The sequence below is a fragment of the Mucilaginibacter sp. Mucisp73 genome, assembly GCF_059491465.1.
The window spans coordinates 1,357,146-1,382,307 of the sequence record NZ_CP168507.1; the positions used below are offsets into that span (position 1 = coordinate 1,357,146).

General features: G+C 43.0%; 14 protein-coding genes. All 14 read left to right on the plus strand.

The features are described from left to right. Window positions 1-255: 255 nt before the first annotated feature. The 14 genes from ACEN82_RS05855 (at window position 256) to ACEN82_RS05920 (ending at window position 25,151) form a co-directional block, all read left to right on the plus strand. Window positions 256-4,326 (plus strand): hybrid sensor histidine kinase/response regulator transcription factor, encoded by a 4,071-nt coding sequence (locus tag ACEN82_RS05855; RefSeq protein WP_495644087.1) that lies wholly within the window; start codon window positions 256-258, stop codon window positions 4,324-4,326. A gap of 376 nt (window positions 4,327-4,702) precedes the next feature. Next, window positions 4,703-7,717: a SusC/RagA family TonB-linked outer membrane protein gene (locus tag ACEN82_RS05860; protein WP_413318246.1), complete on the plus strand. Its 3,015-nt coding sequence runs from the start codon at window positions 4,703-4,705 to the stop codon at window positions 7,715-7,717. Between the two features lie 17 nt (window positions 7,718-7,734). Beyond that, window positions 7,735-9,357, plus strand: coding sequence for a RagB/SusD family nutrient uptake outer membrane protein (locus ACEN82_RS05865; protein ID WP_413318244.1), 1,623 nt, complete (start codon window positions 7,735-7,737; stop codon window positions 9,355-9,357). Between the two features lie 56 nt (window positions 9,358-9,413). Then, window positions 9,414-10,733: a BNR repeat-containing protein gene (locus ACEN82_RS05870; protein WP_413318242.1), complete on the plus strand. Its 1,320-nt coding sequence runs from the start codon at window positions 9,414-9,416 to the stop codon at window positions 10,731-10,733. 126 nt (window positions 10,734-10,859) lie between these two features. Continuing rightward, on the plus strand, window positions 10,860-12,095 hold the full coding sequence (locus ACEN82_RS05875; protein WP_413318240.1) for a DUF2264 domain-containing protein: 1,236 nt from the start codon (window positions 10,860-10,862) through the stop codon (window positions 12,093-12,095). 14 nt (window positions 12,096-12,109) lie between these two features. Then, window positions 12,110-13,216 carry a glycoside hydrolase family 43 protein gene (locus ACEN82_RS05880; protein ID WP_413318238.1) on the plus strand — a complete coding sequence of 369 codons (1,107 nt, stop codon included), beginning with the start codon at window positions 12,110-12,112 and terminating at the stop codon, window positions 13,214-13,216. A 1-nt stretch (window position 13,217) separates the two neighbouring features. Beyond that, the gene (locus tag ACEN82_RS05885) at window positions 13,218-15,071 is read left to right on the plus strand and encodes a glycoside hydrolase family 2 protein (protein ID WP_413318236.1); all 1,854 of its coding nucleotides are present in this window, start codon (window positions 13,218-13,220) and stop codon (window positions 15,069-15,071) included. Window positions 15,072-15,079: 8 nt separating this feature from the next. Next, window positions 15,080-16,906 carry a glycoside hydrolase family 35 protein gene (locus ACEN82_RS05890; RefSeq protein ID WP_413318234.1) on the plus strand — a complete coding sequence of 609 codons (1,827 nt, stop codon included), beginning with the start codon at window positions 15,080-15,082 and terminating at the stop codon, window positions 16,904-16,906. Window positions 16,907-17,019: 113 nt separating this feature from the next. Continuing rightward, entirely contained in the window at window positions 17,020-17,334 is a 315-nt protein-coding gene (gene rhaM / locus ACEN82_RS05895; protein ID WP_413318232.1) for an L-rhamnose mutarotase, read from the plus strand. 175 nt (window positions 17,335-17,509) lie between these two features. Beyond that, window positions 17,510-18,319 (plus strand): helix-turn-helix domain-containing protein, encoded by an 810-nt coding sequence (locus tag ACEN82_RS05900; protein ID WP_413318230.1) that lies wholly within the window; start codon window positions 17,510-17,512, stop codon window positions 18,317-18,319. Between the two features lie 64 nt (window positions 18,320-18,383). Continuing rightward, window positions 18,384-19,823, plus strand: a complete 1,440-nt coding sequence (locus tag ACEN82_RS05905; RefSeq protein WP_413318228.1) for an alpha/beta hydrolase — start codon at window positions 18,384-18,386, stop codon at window positions 19,821-19,823. A gap of 102 nt (window positions 19,824-19,925) precedes the next feature. Then, a complete protein-coding gene (locus tag ACEN82_RS05910; RefSeq protein ID WP_413318226.1) occupies window positions 19,926-20,492 on the plus strand; it encodes an RNA polymerase sigma factor in 567 nt (188 codons plus the stop codon). Window positions 20,493-20,571: 79 nt separating this feature from the next. Next, the gene (locus ACEN82_RS05915; RefSeq protein WP_413318224.1) at window positions 20,572-21,588 is read left to right on the plus strand and encodes a FecR family protein; all 1,017 of its coding nucleotides are present in this window, start codon (window positions 20,572-20,574) and stop codon (window positions 21,586-21,588) included. 110 nt (window positions 21,589-21,698) lie between these two features. Further along, window positions 21,699-25,151 (plus strand): SusC/RagA family TonB-linked outer membrane protein, encoded by a 3,453-nt coding sequence (locus ACEN82_RS05920; protein ID WP_413318222.1) that lies wholly within the window; start codon window positions 21,699-21,701, stop codon window positions 25,149-25,151. The last annotated feature ends 11 nt before the right edge of the window (window positions 25,152-25,162 follow it).

Here is a 25,162-nt window from a genome sequence, read left to right on the forward strand (position 1 = left end):
TAATTACTGCATTCTCCCATTTTTTGGGATGACGGTCATACACAATAATGTTTATTAAGAACAGGTTTACAATCTCCCAAATATAATTAATTGTTAATTATTTGTCGTTGCTGGTTGCTCTATTTTCTTTATATTTTCTGATACACTTTTGATGTATTGTAATTTATGATGTACCAAAACAGGATAAAATTTGCGAATGAAAGCCTGCTACATTTTGATACCTTTGAAAACAACCAGTTATTGATTATACGGCGAATGTTTCAGCGATTAAAGGCCTTTTTGCTCATTTTTTTTATATGCTATTCTTTAGCAGCCATAGCAAAAGACCCTGGTTTCCCAGTTAGGTATTTAGGTATTGAAGATGGTCTTTCAAACAATGCGGTAACCTGTATTACACAGGATAAATATGGCTTTATGTGGATGGGAACTTATGACGGGCTCAACAGGTATGACGGTTACACATTTAAAGTCTTCCGGAACATCTGGGGAGATAAAAACTCGCTCGTCAATAATCACATTAAATCCATTAACGCCAGCGGCGGACGAATATATGTAGGAACCGAAAAAGGACTCATGTATTTTGATTATGCCGACTCGCGCTTTCATGCGCTTTATTGTTATAATGAAAAGCATGAGCCAATTAAAATTGGGTTTAATATCAATGAGATAGTCTCCGATCGGTCGGGTAATATTTTCGCTACCAATGGTACATACGGCTTCCTAAAATTTGGGAAAACAGATACCATTGGCAAAGAGATCCTGTATGATGTCAAAAAACAACAGTTTAATACCATTGCTGCCCAGATGGATACGCAGGGCACTATCTGGATTCTGGTAAACGGGGTTGGGCTTGGCAGATACGATGCACCGGCTGAAAAGATAAAAATTGTATCACCAGAACTGGCATATGCAGGTTGTATGACCATTGATGGAAAAGGTAAAATTATTGCAGGCGCAGGTAATGAATTATGGATGTATGATCCTGTCACCTTGAAAACTACGAGGCTGGAGAACGGGCTTAACAAAGTGACCAACAACAATATTTTTAGCCTCACCACAACAAGAAACGGCGATATCTGGATTGCAACCAATGGGGGAGGGATTAAAGTTTGGAACCCGGAGACCAATACGCTCATCTATATCAATGCAGGCGAAACACCTAATAGCTTACGGAGCGATGCTGTTGATGCTGTTTATGAGGATGATGAATCCCGGATCTGGATAGCAACCTTACGGGGTGGCGTGAACATTATTGACCGCAAACCGGCCTCTTTTCATGTGTTCGCGCATGATGCTTTTAATAAAAACAGTGTTATCAATAATTTTATCCTGTCGTTTTGCGAAGATAAGCAGCATAATGTATGGATTGGCACTGACGGCGGCGGGTTAAATTACTGGAACACTAAAACAAATACGTTTACTGCCTATGTACACCAAAATATTCCGGGATCTATCAGCAGTAATTTTGTTGTAAGTATTTTAAACGACTATACCAATAAGATTTGGGTGGCAACCTTTAATGGTGGCATTGATGCGTTTGATAATGCAACCGGCCGGTTTAAACATTATAGCTGTTATAACCCGGTGGATAAAAAAGAAGAACGGAATTTTTGGAAGCTTTATGAAGATTCGCAGCACCGTTTGTGGGCAGGCAGTACCTGGGGAGGGGCATTGTTTCTGTATAATAGAGCCAAAGATCAGTTTGAACTTTTTGATAACAGCCTGGTAAACCTCCACGCGCTTTTTGAAGATCATAGAGGTAATTTGTGGGCGGGAAATTATAGTCGCCTCATCAAAATTGATGTTCAGCATAAAAAACACCCGGTTTATTTTATCGGCCAGGCCATCAGGGCTATTACCGAAGATAATAAACGCAATTTATGGATTGGTACCGAAGGCGGAGGGCTGCTTCAATATAATACCGACACCCATCAGTATAAAAGATATACCGAATCGGCAGGGTTACCGAGCAATACTGTACTGAATATATTGGTTGATAACAGCGGCAATTTATGGTGCAGTACTTATAATGGCCTTTCCAACTTTAATGTAACAACAAAAAAGATCACCAATTACAATGCATCTGATGGTTTGCAAAGCAACCAGTTTAATTACAACGCGGCGTTAAAGCTGGCATCGGGCAAAATGTTGTTCGGCGGCATCAAAGGGTTTAATTTGTTTTCGCCCGATAGTATCGCTCCTTATGCACACCAGCCCCGGCTCATGCTTTCTGATTTTAAAATAAACAACGTATCAATTGAGCTTGATAGTGCATATGGCCCAAAACTGCCGTTAAATGAACTAAAAAACGTAACCATCCCGTTTAGCCAGGCAACGCTGAACATCAGTTATACCGCGCTTGAATATTCATTTCCCGAAAAGATCTCCTACGCCTATTACCTTGAGGGCTGGGACCATGGCTGGAACTATGTAGGCAAGCTAAAGTCGGCCTACTTTTCGCGTCTCAATGAAGGCTCCTATACACTGAAAATCAGGGCTACCAATACGGAAGGACAGTGGACAGCGCCACCCATTACCATTAAAATTATTGTTTTGCCACCTTGGTACCGTACCTGGTGGGCCTATATAGTTTACCTGTCATTAATAGTTGCTATAGGCTACGCGTTTTACAGGTACAGATTAAACCAGGCCAGACTCAGGTTTAAGGTAAAGCTGGCCAACCTGCAGGTGGAGAAAGAAAAGGAGCTCAACGAAAAGAAACTGACTTTCTTTACCAATGTATCGCATGAGTTCAGGACCCCGTTAACGCTTATTATTAACCCGATAAAGGACCTTCTTAATCAAAGTAAAGGAAATGCAGAAGAGCTGAGCACAATTTACCGCAATGCGCGCCGACTGCTTGGTTTGGTTGATCATTTGCTGCTTTTCAGGAAAACCGAAAGCGAAAATGCTTCGCTGAAAGTAAGCAGGTTAAATTTTGTGACTTTATGTAACGAGGTTTATTCGTGCTTTATTCAGCAAGCCAGGATCAAGAACCTTAATTATACACTCGAGGGCGGATCGGATGCGATTGAGGTATACTGCGACCTCGAAAAGATAGAAATAGCGTTGTTTAACCTCATCTCAAACGCTATAAAATTTACTCCGGATAACGGGATTATCCACGTTGTAATTGAACAGGACGATATTTATGTATATTTTAAAGTAATTGATAATGGTATAGGTATAAATGCCGAGGCGGGCGACAGGTTGTTTGATAAATTTTACCAGGCAAAGGATAAAAACTACTTCCGCAAAGGTTTTGGCATAGGTTTATACCTGGTTAAGGTTTTTATAGAAAGTCATAAAGGTAATATTAGCTACTCAAACAACCCTGAGGGGGGCACTACATTTGTACTTAAACTGCTAAAGGGTAAAGCTCATTTTTCGGGAGATGTTATTGTTGACGATGTTATGCCGGATTACACGTATGTAAACGAGCTTATTAGCGAAGATAACAAAGACGCTATGCCGGAAGAAGATGACCTGACCGGATTGGAGTTATTCAGCTCGGCCAGGCATACGCTTACGGTGATTGATGATAACGACCAGATCCGTTCATACATCAAAAAGATTTTTACGCCGGGCTATAACGTAATCGAGGCGCAGGACGGTACCACAGGCCTTGAACTTATCAAGAAGCATATCCCCGATGTAATTATAAGCGATATCGTGATGGATGGTATCAGCGGGCTTGAACTGTGCCGGATTGTTAAAGAAGACCAGGCCATAAGCCATATCCCCGTTATCCTTTTAACCGGCGATACTACCCCGGATATTATGCTTAGAAGTATAGATGAAGGAGCCATTGATTTTTTACGCAAGCCCTTTGATAAAGAATTGCTCATAGCACGGGTAAAAAGCGTGTTGCGCAACAAAACCGAACTCCAAAATTACTTTTATAAGGAGGTTACTAAGAAAAGTACAGGCCGCAGTATCTCACAGGAAAATAAGGACTTTTTGAATAACTGTATTTCGGTAATTGAGCATTACTTTACCGACGATCAGTTTGATGTATATGTGTTGGCCAAAGAGATAGGTATCAGCTATGCAACCTTATTTAAACGTCTTAAAAACATCACGGGGCAATCGGTCAATAACTTTATCCGGTTTGTGCGCCTGCGCAAAGCTGCCGAATTACTCATTCAAACCAATTGTAATGTTAATGAAGCTGCATTCCAGGTTGGCTTTAGCGATGTGAAATACTTTCGCGAACAATTCTTCAAACAATACGGGATCAATCCGTCTGATTTTATCAAAAAACACCGCGCCAATTTTCAAATTTCGTATCGTATGAACGAGTTTGAAAAAAACTCTTCTAAATAGGCCTGTCTTTAACAGTGTTGGTGTGCCATTACAAGAAAAGCTTTCCGGAAAAAATAAAAGTTAATTTGACACTTATTTTATCGCTTATTCTACAAAAAACTATCAAAAAGAGGGTTTTTTATATATTTTGACCCCGGTAATTTATAGTTTTACCCCTCTCTCGCAAAGCCAAATTCCGCTTATTTCGTTTCAACCGACAGGCAATAATCAGTACCAATATTTTATTGCCGGCAATCATAAACTAAAAATTAATGCAATGAAAATTTCAAAAATGCGCAACCGGGCAGCTAATGCCGTAGTGTTAAATCGGCCCGGATAGGCTCAGTTACCACACAAAATTCCAAATTAAATGAACCCTTATAAACCAAATTAAATTATGAAATATAGATTTACTCTCTTAAAAAGTTTTTCCGTATTGCTTTTAATGATGATGCTCACAGGCATTGCTCAACTGGCAAGCGCGCAAACAAAAATTAATGTAAAAGGTGTTGTAAAAGATGCTACCGGCAATGTGTTGCCCGGTGCAACTGTAAACATCCAGGGCACAACCCAATCAACCACAACCGATGTTAATGGCACTTTTAAAATAGAAGTTGCGGAAGGCTCAACGTTAAAGATCTCTTTTGTGAGCATGGTAGCCAAATTCATTACGGTTACAAAAAATACCACCACACTAAATATCGTACTTGAGGATAGTAACAAGCAGCTTAACGAAGTAGTGGTAGTAGGTTACGGTACACAAAAACGTTCGGATGTTACCGGCTCGGTTACAACGGTACCCAAGTCCCGCTTATCACAATTGCCGGTAACTAACGTATTGCAGGCCGTAGAAGGTGCCGTTGCCGGGGTAACTGTAACCACCACATCATCAATTCCTGGTCGCCAGCCTTCAGTTACGGTGAGGGGTCAAAATTCCATATCGGCAGCTTCGGGGCCTTTTGTGGTAGTTGATGGTATCCCGCTTACAAAAAGTGGAGGATCACTTAATGATATTAACCCCAACGATATTGCATCAATGGAGATCCTTAAAGATGCTTCCGCAGTTGCTATTTATGGTGCTAACGGCTCGCAAGGCGTTATCCTGATCACTACAAAACGTGGTACTACCGGTAAACCTGTAATTCGTTACAACGGATATGCCGGTTATGAAAATCTGGGGCATATCCTTGAACCACGCGATCCGGCCTCATTTACCCAGAAGTTCCTTGATTATGAATCTCAAAACCACTTAACTCAACAATTCCCGGAGCCGGTGTATAATAACTCAGAAAGGGCTAACTATGCAGCGGGCCGTACTATTGATTGGGTAAAAGAAACTACCCAGCAAGGCTTTATGCAGGATCATAACCTGAGTGTAACAGGCGGTACCCCCGATGTTAAATACTTTTTATCAGGCGATTATCTGAAACAAAAAGGTGTGATAAAAGGCTATCAGTATAACCGTGCAAGCGTACGTTCAAACTTGGATGTAAACGTAACCAGCTACCTGAGCGTGGGCGCAAATTTGTATTTCGCTAATAATAACTATGATGGCGGCAGGGCAAACTTACTGAACGCTACAGCCATGAGCCCCTATGGTAACATGTATAATGCTGATGGCACTTATGCCATTTACCCAATGGCCCCCGAACAGCTATATGTTAACCCATTGCTTGGCTTAACTACTAATCAGATAAACCGCAGCGTAAACATCAGCGGTAATGGTTATGCCGAAATAAAGTTTGGCGGCGTGCTTAAAGGTTTAAAATATCGCTTAAATGCCGGGTATACTTACCTGCCTACCCGTGTAGACGGCTATAGCGGCCGTTTGGCTAATACGCCTTTAGGTTCGGCAACCGCGGTAAGTTCCGAAACAAATAGTTATACGCTGGATAACCTTTTGCTTTATACCCGCGATTTTGGCAAGCACCGGATCGATTTTACAGGCTTATACAGCGCGCAGCAGCGTAAATATTTCATTTCGGGAATAGCCGGCACTGGTTATATAAACGACGAACTGTCATTTAACCAGATTGGTATTGGCGCAACAGTATCAGGCGCAAGTGTAAATGGCTTTTCAGGGAGTTATTCAGATAGGTATGCGCTTAATTCGCAAATGGCCAGGTTGAATTATTCATATGACAGCAGGTACCTGGTAACCCTGACCGTAAGGCGGGACGGTTCATCAGTATTTGGTGCCAATACTTCCAAATATGGCTGGTTCCCGGTTGCAGCTCTTGGTTGGAATGTAAGTAACGAAGATTTTCTCAAAAACTCCAAACTGATCAATAACTTAAAACTTAGGGCATCATACGGTAAAACCGGTAACGAGGCGGTAAGTGTTTACAGAACCATTACATCGGATGGTACGGTAAGGTTTCCTTTTAATGGGGTAAGTACCGTAGGTATACAGGCAAACAATCTTGGTAACGGAAACCTGCACTGGGAAAGCACTAACCAGGCTAATATCGCGGCCGACTTTTCTGTGTTGAATAGCAGAATCAGTGGTACCGTGGAATATTATGATTCAAGAACAACCGGACTATTATTAAACCGCGCCCTACCAACCATTACCGGTTACAACCAGGTTGTTGATAACATAGGTAAGGTAGCAAATAAAGGTATTGAGGTAACATTAAATACCCGCAATATTGATGGCAAAGATTTTAGATGGGAAAGTACTATTGTGTTTGCAGCAAATAAAAATAAAATTGTTGCCCTTTATGGCGATGGGAAAGATGACATAGGTAACAAATGGTTTATAGGCAAGCCTATCAATGTGATATATGATTACAAAATGACGGGTGTTTGGCAAACAGGCGAAGATCCTTCCAAGCAGGATCCCGTTGCTAAGCCGGGGGATTTGAAATTTGCCGATATTAACGGCGATGGTAAAATTACTGCCGATGGGGACAGGGTAATATTGGGACAGCAGGACCCTAAATGGACCGGCGGTTTAACCAACACATTTCATTATAAGAATTTTAACCTGAGCATCTTTGTACAAACGGCACAGGGTATGTTAAAAAATAACGCCGATTTAAATTACGCTGATGAATCGGGCAGAAGAAATACGCCTGCCGCGGTTGGTTACTGGACACCAACCAATAATAGCAACGAGTTTCAGTCATTAACTTATACCAACACGCGTGGTTATGGTTATCCGCGTAATGCCAGCTATACACGTATTAAAGATGTGACTTTTAGTTACGTAGTTCCTCAAAGGTTGCTTGATAAAGCAGGCATAAGCGGTTTAACCTTTTATTTAAGCGGTAGAAACCTGAAAACGTTTACAAACTGGATAGGATGGGACCCTGAGGCCAATTACTCAACCCGCGGATCGGGCGATTGGGTAAATAATTATCCACAAACCCGTACAATCATTTTAGGTGCTAATATTTCTTTAAAATAACTAACCCGTAAAAAGACATGAAAAACTATTCAGCAATATTACTCTTTGCAGGTGTGTTAACAGCATTCGCATCTTGCAAAAAATCATATCTCGACGAAAAACCATACTCGTCATATACTCCCCTTACTGTTACCGATTCATTGGGTATGGAGGCATCGGCAATAGGTTTATACAACCTTGAAACCGGTATCCTAACCTATTCAGGTGCGCAAGGCTGGCCAAGTGTTTGGCAGGTAGGTACCGATGTGGCGAACGCTACAGCCCAGCAGCAGGGCATAGAGGTGCCTTATTATAACTACAGCCTGTTAACATCACAAGATGGCGCCGCCAGTTATATATGGGGTAAATATTACGCGCTTATCAATAATGCCAACATCATCATTGATAATGCCGAAAACCCTTCAAACACAAAATTAGGCCCTGTGGGTAAAAAGCAGGTAGAAGCAGAGGCAAAGTTTTTCAGGGCCTATGCCTACAATAACCTGGTTACCCTGTTTGGAAAAGTTCCGCTTACGGATCACGCGTTAACTGTTCCTAAAACAAATTTTACCCGTGCATCACTTGATGAGCTAAATGCGCTTATCGTAAGTGACCTTACTTATGCAAGCACTAACCTATCTGATTTAAATGCAGGTAACTCGAAAACAAATGCTCAGGGGAAACCGGTGGGAAGGGCTAATAAATATATGGCCATGCAGCTTTTAGCTGAAGCGTACCTACGTATGGGTAAAAACGACCTTGCCGAACAACAGGCACAAGCGGTTATCAGCAGTGGTAAATTTAGCCTTATCCAAGCCCGTTATGGTGTGAGAGCAACCGGCGCTGGCGATTATTATTCGGATATGTTTGTATATGGCAATGAGCGCAGGGCACAGGGAAACACTGAAGCTATTTGGGTACTTGAGCAGGAAAATCCATCTGTTGTAGTTGGTGGTAATGTGGATAATGCCCAGCAACGCCGGGTATGGGGAGCTGCTTATTATGCAGTTCCAGGTATGTTACCTTGTGACTCATTAGGAGGTCGAAGCATTGCAAGGCTTAGGTTAAGCAACTGGGTGCTTTACGGCTTGTACCCTCAAGGCGATCTTCGTAATTCACAATACAGCATTAAAAGACAATACTATTATAATGATCCTAAGTTCCCTGCTTTATTAGGAAAACCTGTACCATTTGCCGGTGCGGATACTTTATTCAGGATTTGCCCGAGTACAACTAAATGGGGCGCGTTTGATCCTAACGATACTTTTGGCTACGCCATGATCAAGGATTTTATCATGATGCGTTTAGGTGAAACTTACCTGTTACTCGCCGAAGCACAGTTTAAACAAGGTAAAACTGCTGATGCAGCCACTTCTATTAACGTGTTAAGGACGCGGGCTAATGCACCACAGGTAACGGCCGCGCAAATGACACTTGATTTTATACTTGATGAACGTGCCAGGGAATTGATCGGCGAGGAAAACCGCCGCCAAACCTTGATGCGTACAGGTACACTGGTTGACCGTGCCACGCGGCTTAATAGTAACGATGCCGTTCACCCAACAACCGGGCTCGCAGCTAAGAATCTGCTGCTACCTATCCCGCTGTCTGAAATTCAATTGAATAAAGATGCGGTGCTGGAGCAAAATCCGGGTTATTAAATTAAAACACAAATAAAAAGTAAGGGCAATATCCATTGCCCTTACTTTTACTTTTTATGAAGCTATACCATTTAAGATCGCTGTTTTTTATATGTGTCCTGTTTGGGAGTACTATTGTTGTATCTGCTCAAACCGACAAGGTAACTACTACCACTATTGGTTTGGGCTGGGCTAATAACTCTGTCAATACAGTTGTTTTTCGCAAAAACTCATTAGTTGCTTTTAAGGGTGAACAATACACTGCTTATTATAACAACGACCAGGCTTTAGTGTTGGCTAAGAGAAAAAGCGGATCTGGTAACTGGCAGGTTGCTGCGACGCAATATAAAGCCGATGCTGCTGATGCCCATAAGGATATCAGTATCATGGTTGATGGTGCCGGTTATTTGCATGTTGCCTGGGGGCACCATAATCAGACTTTAAACTATGCTAAAAGCATTAAGCCCGGAAGCCTAACTTTGTCGGCCCAACAAAGCATGACAGGGGTTGGCGAAAACAAGGTCAGCTATCCCGAATTTTATCGTTTACAAGATGGCGATCTGTTATTTGTTTACCGCGACGGAGGTTCGGGTAACGGAAATCTGGTCATGAACAGGTATAATATAACTACTCAAAAATGGGTTAACATACAGCAAAATCTTATTGACGGTGAGGGCAAACGCAATGCCTACTGGCAAATGTGCATCGATAAAAAAGGGACAATCCATATTTCATGGGTATGGCGAGAAACGCCAGACGTAGCAAGTAATCATGACATGTGCTACGCCCGATCAAACGACGGAGGTTTAACCTGGGGAAAATCGACTGGCGAAAAATATATGCTCCCGATTAATGCTGCTAATGCTGAGTACGCATGCCGGATTCCGCAGCACAGCGAGCTCATCAATCAAACATCCATGTTTGCCGATGACGGGGGCTACCCTTTTATCGCAACCTATTGGCGCGATAGCAGTTCAACTGCACCGCAGTATCATATTGTTTTTAAAACCAGCAGTGGTTGGCATTCGGCCAATCTTGGTTTTAGGAAAACGGCATTCAGCCTTGGAGGCACAGGTACCAAACGGATCCCGATATCTCGCCCGCAGATCATTACGTGGAACAATGGCGGGATGCAATCAGCAGCACTAATTTTCAGGGACGCTGAACGCGGTAATAAAGTTTCGATGGCGATGAATGCCGACCTGAAAACTTCAAACTGGCAGGTTAGTGATTTAACTACCATGCCTGTAGGGGAATGGGAACCGACTTATGATACTGAGCTATGGAAAGATAAAAAGATTCTTAACCTGTTTGTACAACAGGTAACCCAGGTTGATGGTGAAGGGAAAGCCAGTATACCGCCCACTAACGTACAGGTATTGGAATGGACGCCTTAAAGTTGAAAGTCTGTCGAAAGTCTTAGACATATTTTAAGAAAAAACGACTTAAGACTTAGGGCTTTCGACTTGAGACTTACCACATGGAACTTGAATCAAAGTATAATAAACAAATAAACATCCCGGATGAAGAAACTCATATTTTACTTTCTATTGATAAGCGCTCCGTTTTGTGCATCCGCCCAAAGCAAAAAGAATATCGCCCAGGTGTCCGACAGGAAATTGTGGTTAAGCTACATGGATAAGGTAGCCCGGCCGGTGATTAGCAACCTTGCTGCTGACCAGCTTAAAGAAAAAATGTTCATGGAATTGTCTGATAGGGTTGATAATAAGGAAAGTCGTGCTAAGGTGGGATACCTGGAAGCTTTTGGTCGTACATTGTGTGGTATAGCACCGTGGTTACAATTAGAAGGGGGTGATCCAGCCGAGGTAAAACTTCGCGAACAATACAGGGCCTGGTCTTTAAAGGCTATTGCAAACGCAGTTAATCCGCAGGCTAAAGACTATATGCAATGGAGCGGTGGCCAGCCATTGGTTGATGCCTCGTTTGTTGCTTTTGCCTTGGTGCGGAGTCCATGGTTATGGGAGCACCTTGATGATGTCACCAAAAAACAAGTGGTTGAAGTAATGAAAACTACCCGGGCAACTGTTCCGGTTTACTCCAACTGGATCCTGTTTTCGGGGATGATCGAAGCGTTTTTTTGCAAATATGATTTAGGCTATGACCCGGTAAGGGTTGAATTTGGCATCCGTGAATTTACCGAACACTGGTATGTTGGCGACGGCATGTATTCAGATGGCATGAACTTTCATCTCGATTATTATAACAGCATCGTGATCCATCCCAATTTGAGCACCATATTGGAAGAGGTTAATGCTAAAAAGAAAACTTATGCCCGTGAGGAGCAGCGCGAACTGGCCATAGGTCAGCGTTATGCCGAAGTGCTCGAGCGCCTCATTAATGCCGACGGGAGCTATCCGGCCATAGGCCGTTCAATAGTTTACCGTGGCGGCTCATTTCATCATTTAGCAAATATCGCTTACAAAAAACAACTGCCTGCAAGCCTGAAACCGGCACAGGTAAGATGTGCGCTAACAGCTATGATCAAAAAAACGCTTGGCGCGCCGCAAACTTTTACTGCCGATGGCTGGCTTAATATGGGTTTATATGGCAAGCAGCCCGGCCTGGCCGATTTTTATATTACAACCGGCAGCCTTTATTTCTGCGCTACTGTTTTTGTACCATTAGGCTTGCCCGAAACCGATCCGTTTTGGACTGATGCGGACGAACCCTGGACCGCAGTTAAAATCTGGAGCGGCCAGGATGCACCTGCCGATCATGCACTTGATATCAGAAAATAATACAACATCTTTATATGAAATACTATCGTTTTTTATTGCCGGCCTTTTTGATGCTAAGTATCCTCGGTCGTGCGCAAACCAAACTAACCAGTTTTAGTCCGGGCGCAATCTGGCCAGATGATAAAGGGGTGCACATTAATGCCCACGGGGGAGGCATTCTGTATAATAATGGGGTTTATTATTGGTTTGGCGAACACAAAATTGCCGGCGATGCAGGCAACCGGGCAATGGTTGGGGTTCATTGCTATTCGTCAAAAGATTTATACAACTGGAAGGATGAGGGGATCTCGCTGAGTGTTTCGCCCGATACCACAAATGATATAGCAAAAGGCTGCATCCTGGAAAGGCCCAAAGTTGTTTATAACAAAAAGACAAAGAAATATGTAATGTGGTTTCACCTGGAACTATTAGGCAAAGGCTACAGCGCTGCCCGCGCCGGGGTTGCTGTAAGCGATAAGGTGATCGGCCCGTACAAGTTCATTAAAAGCTATCGCCCCAACCCGGGGCAGATGCCGTTTTATCCGGCACTTACACCCGAAGGTGATAAAATAAACTGTATTAATCCGGCTCACGAAACCGATAAGTTTTTTTGCCGCGATTTGCCCGGCGGCCAGATGGCCCGCGACATGACCGTTTTTGTTGATGACGACGGCAAGGCTTACCACGTTTTTTCATCCGAAGAAAACTACACCCTTGACCTGGCCGAACTAACTCCCGATTATACAGGGCATACAGGTAAGTTTATCCGTATCTATATAGGCCACCAAACCGAAGCTCCTGCATTATTTAAACGTAACGGAATTTATTACATGATTGGCTCGGGCTGTACAGGTTGGGCACCCAACGCCGCCCGTTGGTTCAGTGCAAAATCAATCTGGGGGCCATGGACCTACCACGGCAACCCCTGCCAGGGACAGGATAGCAAAATAACTTACGGCGGTCAAAGCACGCATGTATTGCCTGTTGCCGGTAAAAAAGATGCCTTCATATTTATAGCCGATAAATGGGCTCCAAAAGACGCCATTGACGGCCGTTACCTCTGGTTGCCCATCAGCTTTAAAGGTGATGATATCGAAATAAACTGGGTAGATAACTGGAACCTTGACGTATTTAAGAAATAACATGCGAAACTTCATAAGCTTATGCTGCCTGCTGTTCGTTACCGGTACGGCCGCTGCACAGGACAGTCTGATCACTAATATTCAAAACCGTAAATCGCTTGATCTGAATGGTAAGTGGCAATACATTGTTGATCCCTACGAAACCGGGTTTTATGATTATCGCTATAAGGAGCTCAACGAAAAAAATGGGGATGCCTATTGGAACAGCGGCATCCCGGCTAATAAAACTGAGAAAAAGGAGCATGGCTACATCGATAAATATAGCATTGATGTACCCGGCGACTGGAACCATCAAAAGCCGGAGTTTACTTATTACGAAGGAACTATCTGGTATAAAAAATCATTCGATTATGTTAAACCGGCCAATGGCGGCAGGCAGTACCTTTATTTTGGTGCGGTAAATTATAGGGCCGATGTATACCTGAACGGTAAAAAGCTGGGGATGCACAAAGGTGGTTTTACGCCTTTTAATTTTGAAGTACCTGCCGGGCTGCTTAAAGAAAAGGATAACCTGTTGGTGGTTAAGGTTGATAATAAACGCTACGCCGATGAGGTACCTACCCTCAATACCGACTGGTGGAACTACGGTGGTATAACCCGCGATGTAAAACTGGTGGAAGTACCGGCAACTTATATCCGCGATTTTGTGATCCAGCTTAAAAAGTCTGTTAATGGTGCGGCTCCCGCAAAACAACCGGAGGTAAGCGGATGGGTTAAACTGAGCGATACTCCGCCAACTGGTCAAAATATCACCGTACAAATACCCGAACTTAAGTTTAGTAAGCAGTTTGTTGCAACAGGCTTACTTACACAGGTGAGCTTTAAATTGCCAAAGGTGCAGCTATGGTCGCCGGAAATACCTAAGTTGTATAAAGTTATTATCAGCACCGGAGCTGATAAAACAGAAGATAAGATAGGGTTTCGTACGATTGAAGCTCATGGCCCGCAGTTGTTGTTAAACGGCAAGCCCATATTTTTACGGGGGATCTGTATCCATGGTGAAATACCGCAGGATGTACGGAGAGCTTACAGCCAGCAGGATGCCGAACAATTGTTAACCCAGGCGCATGAGCTTGGCTGCAATATGGTAAGGCTGGCACATTATCCCCACGATGAAAAAATAACCCGACTGGCCGATTCGCTGGGTATTATGGTTTGGTCGGAGATCCCGGTTTACTGGACGATTGACTTTGGCAACGCAGCAGTACTTGAAAAGGCAAAAGCGCAGCTTAGTGAAATGATTACACGCGATCATAACCGCGCCAGTATCATTATCTGGTCGGTTGGGAACGAAACACCGGTGAGCCCAACACGTACGAATTTTATGCATGATCTGATTATCAGGGCCAAACAACTGGATGATACGCGCCTGGTTTCGGCGGCGCTTGAGGTGAACTATGGCTCGGGTAAAGATTTGAATGTGGTGGATGATCCGCTGGGTGAGTTTGTTGATCTTGTTGCTTTTAACGAATACCTTGGCTGGTATGGCGGCCTGCCTGATAAATGCCGCACTACAAACTGGAGCACGCCATACAATAAACCTTTATTTATCAGCGAAACCGGGGCCGAAGCTAAAACCGGTTTTCATGCCGATTCATTGACCCGCTTCAGCGAGGAATACCAGGAATGGTATTTTAAAGAGCAGGTGGCCATGTTTAAACGGATGCCTGCAAATTTCGTGGGCTTGTCGCCATGGGTAATGGCCGATTTCCGGTCGCCCAAACGGAATAACCCGGTGTACCAGGAAGGCTGGAACCGCAAGGGCCTTTATGATGATAAAGGCAACAAAAAGAAAGCATTTTATATTCTTCAAAATTATTACAAACAAAAAAACGCGGAAGCGCTGAACCGATAGTCACTATAATGAAAAAAACTATTATATCCTTTTTAACATTTTTAAGCCTGGGCATAACCGGCTTCTGCCAGGCACCCAAACATACCTTTGCGTTAGGCGATGAAGCTTTCTTGCTTGATGGGAAACCTTTCCAGATGATCTCGGGCGAAATGCATTACCCCCGGGTGCCTCGCGAAGCCTGGCGCGCCCGTATGAAAATGGCTAAGGCAATGGGCTTAAATACCATTGGTACCTATGTTTTCTGGAACCTGCACGAGCCGCAAAAAGGCAAGTTTGATTTTAGCGGTAATAACGATGTGGCCGAGTTTGTTCGTATTGCTCAGCAGGAAGGCCTGTGGGTGATCCTTCGCCCAAGCCCATATGTATGTGCCGAGTGGGAATTTGGAGGATATCCTTACTGGCTGCAAAACGAAAAAGGCCTTGAGGTACGTAGTAAAGAGGCTCAATATCTTAAGGAGTATCAAAGCTACATTAAAGAGGTTGGCAAGCAATTGGCCCCGCTGCAGATAAATCATGGCGGTAATATCTTAATGGTACAAATCGAAAATGAATATGGTTCGTACGGCAGTGATAAAGAATACCTGGGCATTAATCAGAAGTTTTTTAAAGAAGCCGGTTTTGACGGATTGCTATATACCTGCGACCCGGCGCCCGACCTGGTGAACGGTCATTTGCCTGGATTGCTGCCCGCTGTTAACGGCCTTGATAATCCTGCAAAGGTTAAAAATATCATTAATGAAAATCACGATGGTAAGGGCCCGTATTATATTGCCGAGTGGTATCCGGCCTGGTTTGATTGGTGGGGAACTGCTCATCACACTATCCTTGCCGAACGTTATGCTGGTAGGCTTGATTCTGTACTGGCAGCGGGTATCTCTATCAACATGTACATGTTTGATGGTGGTACTACCCGTGCGTTTATGAATGGCGCAAATTTTAAAGATACCTCGCCTTATGAACCGCAAACGAGCAGCTATGATTATGATGCACCCTTAGATGAGGCGGGTAATGCTACCCCGAAATTTATGCAGTTCAGGCAAGTGATCCGGAAGCATTTGCCTGCCGGTATGCAATTGCCCGACGTACCGGCAGCTAAGCCGGTAATTACTATTCCTGCTGTTAAGCTAACGCAATCGGTAAGTTTATTAAATACCTTACCGGCGGCTAAAGAAAATATTACCCCGCTCACTTTTGAAGACCTGCACCAGGACTATGGTTTTGTGTTATACCGCACAGTTTTAAGCGGAAGCAAAGGCGGGCAGCTTAAACTTAAAGAACTGAGAGATTATGCAGTGATCATGATCAATGGTAAAAAAGTGGGCACGCTTGATCGCAGGCTTAATCAGGACAGCCTGTATTTAAAACTTCCGGCAGGTAAAGTAACGCTTGATATTTTGGTAGAAAACCTTGGCCGTATCAACTTTGGCAAGTATCTTTTGCAAAATAAAAAAGGGATTACTCAACAGGTGATTTTAAACGGAACAGAATTGCAGCATTGGAAAATGTATTCGCTGCCGTTTCATGATCTAAGCACTGTGAAATTCTCTGCCGCAAGGCAAAATGCTCAATCGCCGGTGATCAGGAAAGGTGGCTTTAAATTGGATCAATTAGGGGATACCTACCTTGACATGAGTAACTGGGGCAAGGGTGTGGTATGGGTAAACGGGCATAACCTTGGCCGGTACTGGGGCATCGGTCCACAGCAAACTTTATACCTGCCGGTTGAATGGTTAAAGAAGGGATATAATGATGTTGAGGTTCTGGAACTGTTAAAGCCTGAGCAAGACCAGTTAGCTGGCGTCGATAAACCGATATTGGATGTGGTAAAACCATAAAAAAGCTTAGGGCTCAAAGCCTTTTTATGTGTATTGGAGAAATAAACTAATAAAAGCTTTGAGCTTTTCGCGTTATGCCTTAAGCTCTTTTAATAATATTAATACTATTTACAATGGCAAGAGTAGCGTTTAAAATGAAGCTTCATGAAGGGCAAACCGCCGAATATAAGGCGCGGCATGATGCCATTTGGCCCGAATTGAGCAGTTTGCTTAAAGATGTGGGGATCAGTAATTATTCTATTTTTTTAGATGAGGATACGCATTGGCTTTTTGGTGTGATGGAAGTTGAAGATCAGGAAGCCCTTGATCATTTGCCTGATAGCCCTATTATGAAAAAATGGTGGTTATACATGGCCGATATCATGGATACCAATGCCGATCATTCGCCGGTGAGTGTGCCTTTGAAAGAGGTGTTCTTTTTGCCATAGATACAAAAACGTCCCCGCCGAAATGGCTGTCATAAATGGCATACTGTGTTAGGTGCCTTTACTATAGCCATTTTTGTTTTATACAGGTAAAGCACCTGCTGGGCCGTTACTTTACTATGTGTGCTGATTTTAATAAAAAGAATTATTTTTACAGATATAGTTAACCCTGACAAGTATGGTTGAGATATTTCAGAATATCCGTAAAATATACAGGTTCAGCGCACCTTGCGAAGAGCTGGCTAACTATATCGAATTTTATTCACAATCAGTTTTAGATTTATCTGCACAGTACGTAAAAAATGAGTTTTCATCGGTGAAGATGTTCCCAAGTTGGACACCTACTTTTTATATCAACCTTGGTTCGCCCTATTATATTGATTTGAAGAATACCCGGTATCATGTAAGGGAGCAGCAAGATGTTTTAATATTGAGAAACGAGGACGTTACCAGGCATAAACTACCTGCCGATAATATATTCACGGTTAAATTTAATCCGGGCGGTTTAGAAGCCGTTTTAGGTCTAAATCAAGTCCCGGTTATTGACAAGATCATTAACCTTAATCAAATTTTGCCCTGGGAATTACTTCAAAAAGTAAAACGGCCTGTAAGTTTCGAGGAGCGTGTAATCATTGTTGAATCATTTTTGTTAGAGAAGCTCATTAAACAGGTAAGCCAGGATCATTATGTTAAAATTGTTAACGACAGCATTGGCGAATATCAGGCTACTGGCATGCAGTTGAATACATCAAAAGTTGCTGAGAGGCTGTTCATTACTTCTAAAACTATCAATCGGTATTTCAACAGGGTGATTGGCACTCCGCCTAAAAATTATTTCTCAATTGTGCGGGGCAGAAATGCATTAACAGCATTTGTAAATAACAGAGAAAACTTTGTTCCGATAGATTATGGATATTATGATTTGAGCCATTTTTATAAGGACGTTATGAACCTTACCGGTCAAAGGATAACCAAGCATCAATTTTAATTTGTCCGTTTTTTACTTTTTGTGGGTAAGGCAGATCGCTTTCTTTGTAAGCTAAACAACGGTCATGAAAACATTCCTTATCATATTATTGGGCGCTACTTTTCTTATTCAAAAAGCTTATAGCCAGAAATACAAACCGGTATTAGAGCCTTACCCCGGGTTGGTTAAGGCAGACCCAAGGCTTGTTTTAAAAACAGGTTACCTTGTTGTACCGGAAAATAGAAGCAAGCCCGAAGGACGCAAAGTGAAGATCCCGTTTTTATTTGTACGCCGGCCAGATCAGGACCCACGCAAAAACATCACGCTTTACACTACAGGTGGCCCAGGCTACAGCACTACACTAAATATTGATAGCATAAGCTATAACTCCGGTTGGTTAGCCTATGGCGGTTTTATTGCGTTTGATCAACGGGGAACAAAGAGGGCACAACCATGCCTGGATTGCATGGAAGTGGCAGCGGCCATTAAACGCAGTTACAGAGAAGGCAAAAATAAGGATAGCCTCGTATCACAAGCCGTTACTGAATGCCGGAACCGGTTTACAAAACAAGGCGTCGATTTATCGGCCTTTAACACCATTGAAAGTGCTGAAGATATAAATGATTTAAGATTAGCCTTAAATGTTGATTCGCTTAACCTGGCTGGCATATCCTATAGCGGCGGTCTTATGCTTACCATGGTACGAAATCACCCTGAAGGCGTTCGTGCGCTGCTTTTAAATTCACCACTGCCGGGTTATGTTAATTTTGAGGAACACGCTTTGTTTAATATCAATGAAGCGCTTGAGCAGGTATTTCATAATTGCGAAACGGATTCTTCTGACACAAAATATAAAGATTTAAGAATGAAATTCCATCAATACTTCAGCACTATCACCGGGAAAAAGTTTACTATAGCTTATCAGGAAAAAGGGAGTGATAAAACTGCCAACCTCACTTATACAAAAAACGAATTACTCGATGCAATAATAGGCCGGATGAACTCCCGGCAGGTTAGCACGGTGCCTGCGGTAATGATTGATTTAATTGAAGGCCGTCATGATAAATATGTACAGGAGGTGTTTGATGGCTATTTCGCGGGTAATTCAAGCGTATCACTGGGTATGAGGTATTCTGTTTATTGTTCAGAACAAATTTCATACGATGATCCTACATTGGAAGCACAACAACATTTGGTATTACCGTGGTTGGCTGGGTATCCGTTTAATGATGTAGATCATGTCATATGCAATTGTTGGAAGGTGAAGGCAGAACCTGCTATAGCAAAGCAGCCTGTTTATTCTACAGTACCGGCATTAATTTCGGCAGGTGACGTCGACCCCGATTGCAGGCCGTTTTATAACAGGTTGATAAAACGGTATATGCCTAATAGCCAATTATTGATCATCCATAACAGGGGGCATGCTCCGGGTTTTAGTGTAGATGGGACTGATTATGTGAAACTTTTTTTTGAAAATCCTTATAGAAAACTTACGTCTCAATCAAAAAACCTGATCATAGAATAGCTTAATAGCTATTGTCAGGTTTTTCGGTAATAAAGGTTTTGTCGTCTGTTAACATTATGCTAACATAGCAGCCTTACATTTGAGCCAAAACAACTCTTTGGCATGTATCCTGCACTTACTGATGAAGCGTTGATGGGGCTTATCCAGCAAAGCAACCCCGTTGCCCTTGAAACTCTTTTTAACCGTTATTACAAAACCTTATGCCAGTTGTGCAAGGTGTACACTAAAGACTATACCATTGCCGAAGAGATCACCGCCAATCTTTTCATTAAACTCTGGGACAACCGCGATACGGCCATCCTTAATGTAAAAAGTTACCTGTTTGTTGCTGCCAAAAATCTCTCTTTAAATCATATCCAAAAAAAGAAAGATCCGGTAAATTCTATCGAAGATATCGACCTTCAGGGCCAGATGTTAAAAGATAGGGATAATCCATTTAAAATTCTTTCTGGCCGCGAATCGTACAATAAAATACTAAACCTTATTGATACCTTGCCTGCCAGCCAAAGGCAGATATTTCTCATGAGCCGTATTGATAACCTTGATAAAAATGAGATAGCCAAAGTGTTGGGTATTTCAGTGCGCACAGTTGAAACTACGCTTTATCAATCTATCAAAAAACTTCGTCAGCTGTTAAAAGGGCAGCATAACTTCACTTCTGAGGGTTAATGATTTCTTAATGTAAACTTAACTCATTTCGCTACGTATCGGGTACGTAAAATCAGTCTTTATTGCAGAGACAGATTTAATGGAAGATAATAGTTACCGCTTAATAGTTGAATATTTTGAAAAAACCATCAGCGATGATGGCTTAACGCAATTGCAGGAGTGGATTGAGGAGAGCTCTGAAAACCTTGCACAGTTTAGTGAAACCATCCAGATTCTGGAAGCATCCAAAACATATTTTAAACAGCCCGAACATGCCGAAAGCAGCTGGGCCAGGATCAATGCGCATATAACCCAACCTCAAACACCTGTAATTAAACGCAATCTTAAATTCAACTGGATAACTTATGCTGCTGCCTGCCTGCTTATTTGTACTACAGGTTGGTTTGGATACCGATACTTTAAACAATCACAAGCTTTGGTTTATGAAGAAATCAGCAATGCCGATGGCAAGCATTCTAAAATACAATTGCCCGATAGTTCGATAGTTTATCTTGGTGGCGGCAGTAAACTCAAATACGTCAAAAACTTTAGCGGTGAAAAACGCAACGTAACGCTTGATGGTGAAGCCTTTTTTGATGTGGTTCATCAGACTAAGCCTTTTGTAGTTAAAAGCGGCGATATCACCACTGTTGTATTGGGCACTTCATTCAATATTAAAGCCTACCTGGCCGATCATAAAGTAGCTGTAACCGTGCAAAGCGGTAAAGTAGGGGTAATGGCCAATGTGCAGGGAAAACCTCAAATGGTTAAATACCTGGTAAAGAATGAAGAGATCAGCATCAATACCCAAAATGGTATCTATACTTTTAACAACACTGATGCGTCATCAGTAAGCTCGTGGATCAATAACGAATTTGTTTTCTATAATACAACTTACAGTGAGATAGCCACTTCGCTTGAGCATCATTACGGCGTTAAGATCAGGTTTACAGAACAGGACCTGGGCAATGTAAGGCTTACAGCCAAATTAAGGGGAATGACATTGACAGATGCCATGGAAACTCTCAGCGCGCTATCCGGATTGGGCTACACGCAAAAAGGCAATCAGCTATTTATTTCAAACAATAATCAAAAAGGAGGAAGTATAATGAAATAGTATTTACCCGGCTATTGGTAAAAGCCTGGACGTTGCTGGTAACAACCCCAGGCTTCAGAATTTTGACAATTTAAACTCACGGTTAGACAAGTATAAATTAAAGTAAATATATGAAAAAGTTATGGTTATTAACCATGCTGTTCTTTTTACAATTGCCTTTCGGCGGCATAAACGCTAAGGCTCAAACAGTAATAAACAAAAGGATCACGTTTGGTGCCGAGGGCACCATGCTAAAGGATGCCTTTCAGCAAATTGAAAAAGCAAGCGATATCTCTATCAGCTATAACAATAACCTGCTTGATGATAAACGCAAAGTACACATAACAAAAGCAGAGCGCTCTTTAGGCGAAACACTCGACCTGCTTTTAAAAGGCACTACCTGCACATACAGAGCAGCAGGTGAACGTAATATCCTCATCATTGCAAAAACACAAGATAGGGGTAGCATTAAAGGGAAAGTGGTTGATGAAAAATCAGAACCACTTCCCGGTGCTACTGTGAAAATTCCGGGAACCGGGGCCACTGCTATCAGTGGCGTTGATGGTTCATATACATTAAATATCGTGCCGGGTACTTACACGGTTGAGGCAAGCTTTATCTCTTACGAAACTAAGAGGATCCAGAATGTAAGTGTTAGCTCGAATGCCAATACTGTTTTAAATATCACGCTTAGCCCGGCCGATAATAAACTTAACGAAGTTGTGGTAACGGCACTTGGTATAAAAAGGGAAGATAAAAGTTTGGGTTATTCTGCCCCGGTTATTAAAGGTGAGCAACTAACCGGCGCTCTTTCAGGTAACTGGACTGATGCATTATCGGGCAAGGTAGCCGGTTTAAACCTGATCCGTTCAAACAGCGGTCCGGCCGGATCAAACAAAATTATCCTGCGTGGTGAAAATAACCTGACCGGTGATAACGAAGCTTTGATAGTGGTTGACGGTGTTGTAATTAACCAGGGTAGCGGCAGACGTACAAGCAACTCCGGCGAATCGGCTTATGGTACCAGCAGCGATAACATGCCTGCCGATTATGGCAGCAACCTAAATGATATCAACCCTGAAGATATTGAAACCGTAACGGTATTGAAAGGCCCGGGTGCTGCTGCGCTTTATGGCCAGCGCGGTGCCAATGGTGCTATTATCATCACAACAAAATCGGGTAAAAAGCATAGTGGCCTGGGCATCACCTTTAACTCAAATGCAAGCCTTGAAAGTGTAAACCGCTGGCCCGATCTGCAATATCAATACGGACAAGGTACGGCGGGTTCTCGTTATTATTCGTACGGTGCCGGTCCTGATGGTGCAAGCACCAGCTCGACAAGTTCGGCTTATGGCCCAAAGTTTGATGGACAGCTTTTTTATCAGCTTGACCCGGTTACTCAAAAACAAAGTACAACACGCACACCATGGGTGCCATACAAAAACCAGATCCGTGATTTTTTTGACGTTGGCCAAACTTTCACCAACTCGGTAAGTGTTGACGGCAGCAGCGATAAAACAACCGCCCGTTTCTCGGCAACCAACGTTACCAATCACTGGATAACACCTAACACAGGATATACCCGTAACAGCATCGCTTTATCGGTAAATTCAAAGATCAATGATAAGTTGACCATCAACGCAAAAGTAAACTACAACAACAGAAACAGTGATAACTTACCGGGGGCGGGCTATGGTAATCAGTCATTGATGTATTGGTTTATTTTCTGGCAGCCCAATGCCGATCTGAGCTGGTTAAAAAACTACTGGAAAAACGGGCAGGATGGTAAAGCCATATTTTATCCTTTCAGTTCGTTCCCTGAAAACCCCTACGCAGTATCAAATGAGTTTATCAACAAGTCAAACCGTAACTCGGTTACAGGAAACGTAGAGGCACTTTATAATGTCACAAAAGAGTTTAACATACAGGTTCGTGCTACTTTAGACATGGGCTATGAGCAGCGCGCACAGCAGCGTCCATATGATGCCGGAAGTAAATACCCGAAAGGCTCGTACCGTACACAAAACATCTATTCGGAAGAGCAGGGTGCCGATTTCCTGTTGAAATACAACAAGAAAATAACGCACGATGTTAACATTACCGCTACAGCAGGCGGCAGTATGCTCCGCAACAATTATAACCGCGATGAGGTACGTGCCGACTCGTTAGTATATCCGGGCGTGTATTCGATGGCTAACAATGCTGGTCCGCTGGTTACGTTGCCTTATAAATCAAAATATGCTATCAACAGCTTTTACGGCTTGTTATCGACATCTTTTAAAGATTACTTGTATGTAGATTTAACAGCCCGTCAGGATTGGATCAGTACACTGGCTACGGCAAACCGTACTGATCAGGTTGGTTTCTTCTATCCATCGGCAAGCATGAGCTTTTTACCGTCTGAAGCATTTAAGCTGCCTAAATTTATTGACTATGCAAAACTAAGGGCGTCACTTGCTGGCGTGGGTAGTGGCACAACCAATCCTTATCAAACCTCATTTAACTATGTATCGGCAGGTAGTACTTATGCAGGTGGTTTGCAAAACCCGCGTACGCTGTCAAACCCCGATCTGAAACCTTTACGCACCACAACGCTGGAGGTTGGAGCCGAAACGAGGATGTTCAATAACCGTTTAGGTTTTGATATTGCTTTGTATAGCGGCAATACTAAAAATCAGATCCTTAGCCGTACTGTTGATCAGTCATCGGGTTACAGCCAGGCAGTTATCAACGTTGGTAAGGTAGGTAATAGGGGTATCGAAATTTCATTGAACGGTATGCCCATACGCAAGGCCAACGTGTTTAGCTGGAATGTTACTGCAACCTTCAGCGCCAATAAAAATACCATTGAGCAGCTTGCCGACAGCGCGGTTGTATTGCGTAACGGCCCAACAGGCGGCGGCCAAATCGTCGCGCGCGTAGGCGGTAGCATGGGCGATATGTATGGTCGCGGTTATTTACGCTCGCCCGATGGGCAGATCGTTTACGATGCATCCACAGGGTTTGCCAAACTATCCGATAATCTGGTTTATTTAGGCAACACCATCCCTAAATGGAAAGCAAGCATGGGACACGATTTCAGGTACAAGCAATTTAACCTGCACCTGTTGTTTGATGCCCAGGTTGGCGGTGTATCCTATTCGCTTTCAAATTACAAACTGGCCGAGCAGGGTAAAACAACACTTACTTTACCGGGCCGGTATAACGGTATCATCGGTAAAGGTGTTATCCAAAATCCTGATGGCAGCTACCGGCCGAACGATGTTATTGCTACAGATGTTGATGGTTACTACCGCTCACACTATGGTATTGACAATGCTGAAGGCAACACGTTTTCAACCAACTTCCTGAAATTTCGCGAGGCAAGGTTTGATTATTCACTGAGCCCGCGTTTGGTTAAACGCCTTGGTTTAACGCGGGCTACAGTAGGCGTGTACGGCCGCGACCTGTACATCTGGACAAAGTGGCCAATCTTCGATCCTGAATTTGGAACACTCTCCGGCAGCGACATTGTGCAGGGATTTGAGATTGCACAGTTTCCATCAACCCGCACATTTGGTTTTAACATAGTTATTGGCATTTAATAATTAACAAT

Excerpts from the sequence above, each read along its gene's own strand:
- ACEN82_RS05855 (WP_495644087.1), top strand. The coding sequence starts at position 256 with ATGTTTCAGCGATTAAAGGCCTTTTTGCTCATTTTTTTTATATGCTAT.
- ACEN82_RS05860 (WP_413318246.1), top strand. The coding sequence starts at position 4,703 with ATGAAATATAGATTTACTCTCTTAAAAAGTTTTTCCGTATTGCTTTTA.
- ACEN82_RS05865 (WP_413318244.1), top strand. The coding sequence starts at position 7,735 with ATGAAAAACTATTCAGCAATATTACTCTTTGCAGGTGTGTTAACAGCA.
- ACEN82_RS05870 (WP_413318242.1), top strand. The coding sequence starts at position 9,414 with ATGAAGCTATACCATTTAAGATCGCTGTTTTTTATATGTGTCCTGTTT.
- ACEN82_RS05875 (WP_413318240.1), top strand. The coding sequence starts at position 10,860 with ATGAAGAAACTCATATTTTACTTTCTATTGATAAGCGCTCCGTTTTGT.
- ACEN82_RS05880 (WP_413318238.1), top strand. The coding sequence starts at position 12,110 with ATGAAATACTATCGTTTTTTATTGCCGGCCTTTTTGATGCTAAGTATC.
- ACEN82_RS05885 (WP_413318236.1), top strand. The coding sequence starts at position 13,218 with ATGCGAAACTTCATAAGCTTATGCTGCCTGCTGTTCGTTACCGGTACG.
- ACEN82_RS05890 (WP_413318234.1), top strand. The coding sequence starts at position 15,080 with ATGAAAAAAACTATTATATCCTTTTTAACATTTTTAAGCCTGGGCATA.
- rhaM (WP_413318232.1), top strand. The coding sequence starts at position 17,020 with ATGGCAAGAGTAGCGTTTAAAATGAAGCTTCATGAAGGGCAAACCGCC.
- ACEN82_RS05900 (WP_413318230.1), top strand. The coding sequence starts at position 17,510 with ATGGTTGAGATATTTCAGAATATCCGTAAAATATACAGGTTCAGCGCA.
- ACEN82_RS05905 (WP_413318228.1), top strand. The coding sequence starts at position 18,384 with ATGAAAACATTCCTTATCATATTATTGGGCGCTACTTTTCTTATTCAA.
- ACEN82_RS05910 (WP_413318226.1), top strand. The coding sequence starts at position 19,926 with ATGTATCCTGCACTTACTGATGAAGCGTTGATGGGGCTTATCCAGCAA.
- ACEN82_RS05915 (WP_413318224.1), top strand. The coding sequence starts at position 20,572 with ATGGAAGATAATAGTTACCGCTTAATAGTTGAATATTTTGAAAAAACC.
- ACEN82_RS05920 (WP_413318222.1), top strand. The coding sequence starts at position 21,699 with ATGAAAAAGTTATGGTTATTAACCATGCTGTTCTTTTTACAATTGCCT.